Here is a 2,111-nt window from a genome sequence, read left to right as displayed (position 1 = left end):
TGGAAGCGGCACCGGAGGCAGTACGTCGTGCGTCACTGGAATCCCCTTTCCCCCGAATGCGTGATCCAAGTTTATCGGGTATGCAGGGGAATTACTAGAGAAAACGCAAATCTGTTCGAGATTGAATCCTCAACAATCGCCCAGGGCAGATCTACTGAGGGGAACTCGAACGGCCCAACCCATCGATCGCGCGCCGCACGATCCTGGCTCGCTCCAGGTTCCGCAGCCGCTTCGCCAACAGCTCTCGCACCACCAGCAGCGTCCACCGCTTGTCGGGGAACTCCATCGCCCGCTAGTACTGAACGTGAACCGGTGCACTACACATCGGGCACTAGAGGCCGACCGACCTCCGGGCGCAGGCTGTGGAGGTCAACAAATCCGCACCTCCCGAGGAGGCCTCCGATGACACAGCACACCGTCCCCACAGAACTCAAACAACGACAACGCGCCATGTGGGCCAGTGGGGACTATCCCGCGGTCGCCGACACCCTGATCCCCGGCCTCGGGCAGACCCTCGTGGACGCCTGCGGCATCACCTCCGGCCAACGGGTGCTCGACGTGGCCGCTGGCACCGGCAACGCCTCGATCCCGGCCGCCCGCATCGGCGCCGACGTCGTGGCCAGCGACCTGACGCCGGAGTTGCTGGCGGCCGGGCGCCGGGCCGCCGAGTCGGAGGGCCTCACCCTAGAGTGGCGAGAGGCCGACGCGGAGGCGTTGCCTTTCGCCGACGGGTCCTTCGACGTCGTGCTCTCCAGTGTGGGGGTCATGTTCGCACCCTTCCACCAGGCCGCGGCCGACGAGTTGGTCCGCGTCGCCCGCTCGGGCGGCACCATCGGATTGGCGTCCTGGACGCCGGAGGGTTTCATCGGCCAGCTCTTCGCGGCCATGGGGCCGTACTCCCCCCCGCCTCCGCCCGGCGCCCAGCCGCCGCCGCTGTGGGGCAACGAGGAGCATCTGGCCGAGTTGTTCGGCGACCGGGTGCGCGGGGCGACCGCCGAACGGCGGCACGTGATCGTCGACGCCTTCGACTCCCCCGAGGGCTATCGGGACTTCTTCAAGGAGAACTACGGCCCCGCCATCGCGGTGTACAAGTCGCTGGCCGATGACGCCGCCCGCGTCGCCAGCCTGGACTCGGCGCTGGCCGACCTGGGCCGACGGCACTACCGCGCGGACGGGACTAGCCGGTGGGAGTATCTGCTCTACACCGTCACCCGGTCCTAGAGCGCGAGCACCCGAACCCGGGCGTGGTCCACGCCGTCCACCATGAACCAAACGGCCAGCCCGTCCTCGTCGTCGCGGCCGCGGATGGCCACCGCGGAGTCGCGCGCTATGGGACGCAGGTACTCGATGATCATCCGATACGGGGCTGTCTGCAGGTCGGGCCGCTCGCTCAACAGGCCCTCGATCACGTGCAGATAGACGGTGTTGTTCAGGTGTCGCATCGGGTCGATGTCGGTAAACCGCAACGGGAATGGCGTCTCAGGGACGTCCGGCGCGGCATCCTTGAGCAGCGGCCGCCAACGCAGTCGGTGCTCGGTGGTACGCGCGCTCAACACCCGCTCGAGCTCGTCGCCGATGCGAGTCGGCATGCCGGTCTCGGGGTTGATGTTGATCCAGAACGCCTCGGTCTCAATGCGCCCGCCGTCCTCGCCGTCGATATCGACGCGCATGGTGGCCCAGCGGGTCGACATCGCCGAGCACCAGCGCTCCAGGTGTACCCGGGTGGGCCAGGTGATCGGCTTGACCACGTCGATCACGGTGCGGCGCACGATCCAGATCGGGTTGATCACGCCCTCCCCCATCGCACCGACCTGGTCTGAGGCGATGTCCTGCAGATAGCGCGCGACTCCGTCGAGGCGCAGCTGCTTCTCCTCGTCCACATCGCCGGTGCGAACCGGCCGGTCGAACACAAACAGCGGCCCCGACTCCGGCATCTCCTGCATGGGCGAGCGCAGGTCTTGGATCTCGTTGATGGCGTCGGTCATCGGCTAGTTCCCCTCGGTTGGTCCCGCCCAGCATAGTTCCGGATCAAAAGCCGAAGAGATTCCCTAACGTTTGTCAACACCCATTGTGAACTGCGGTTTTAAGGCAGGGCTGGATACCGTAGGAGC

General features: G+C 66.7%; 2 protein-coding genes. One reads left to right on the top strand and one right to left on the bottom strand.

All coding sequences use genetic code 11. The features are described 5' to 3' along the window. Positions 1–402 precede the first annotated feature (402 nt). The gene (locus TBIF_RS08005; RefSeq protein WP_024794306.1) at positions 403–1,221 is read left to right on the top strand and encodes a class I SAM-dependent methyltransferase; all 819 of its coding nucleotides are present in this window, start codon (positions 403–405) and stop codon (positions 1,219–1,221) included. Here the strand turns inward: TBIF_RS08005 and TBIF_RS08000 are convergent. Beyond that, positions 1,218–1,985, bottom strand: coding sequence for an acyl-[acyl-carrier-protein] thioesterase (locus tag TBIF_RS08000; protein ID WP_051461425.1), 768 nt, complete (start codon positions 1,983–1,985; stop codon positions 1,218–1,220). The two genes, TBIF_RS08005 and TBIF_RS08000, sit on opposite strands and share 4 nt — an antisense overlap. Between the last annotated feature and the right edge of the window lie 126 nt (positions 1,986–2,111).

Origin of the sequence: Tomitella biformata AHU 1821 (assembly GCF_000524475.1) — a bacterium.
In the GTDB taxonomy this organism is placed as follows: Bacteria; Actinomycetota; Actinomycetes; order Mycobacteriales; family Mycobacteriaceae; genus Tomitella; species Tomitella biformata.
Note: the sequence above shows the minus strand (reverse complement) of the source record. Positions and strands in the feature narration are given on the sequence as shown.

Coding starts and splice junctions, on each gene's coding strand:
- TBIF_RS08005 (WP_024794306.1), top strand. CDS start 403: ATGACACAGCACACCGTCCCCACAGAACTCAAACAACGACAACGCGCC.
- TBIF_RS08000 (WP_051461425.1), bottom strand. CDS start 1,985: ATGACCGACGCCATCAACGAGATCCAAGACCTGCGCTCGCCCATGCAG.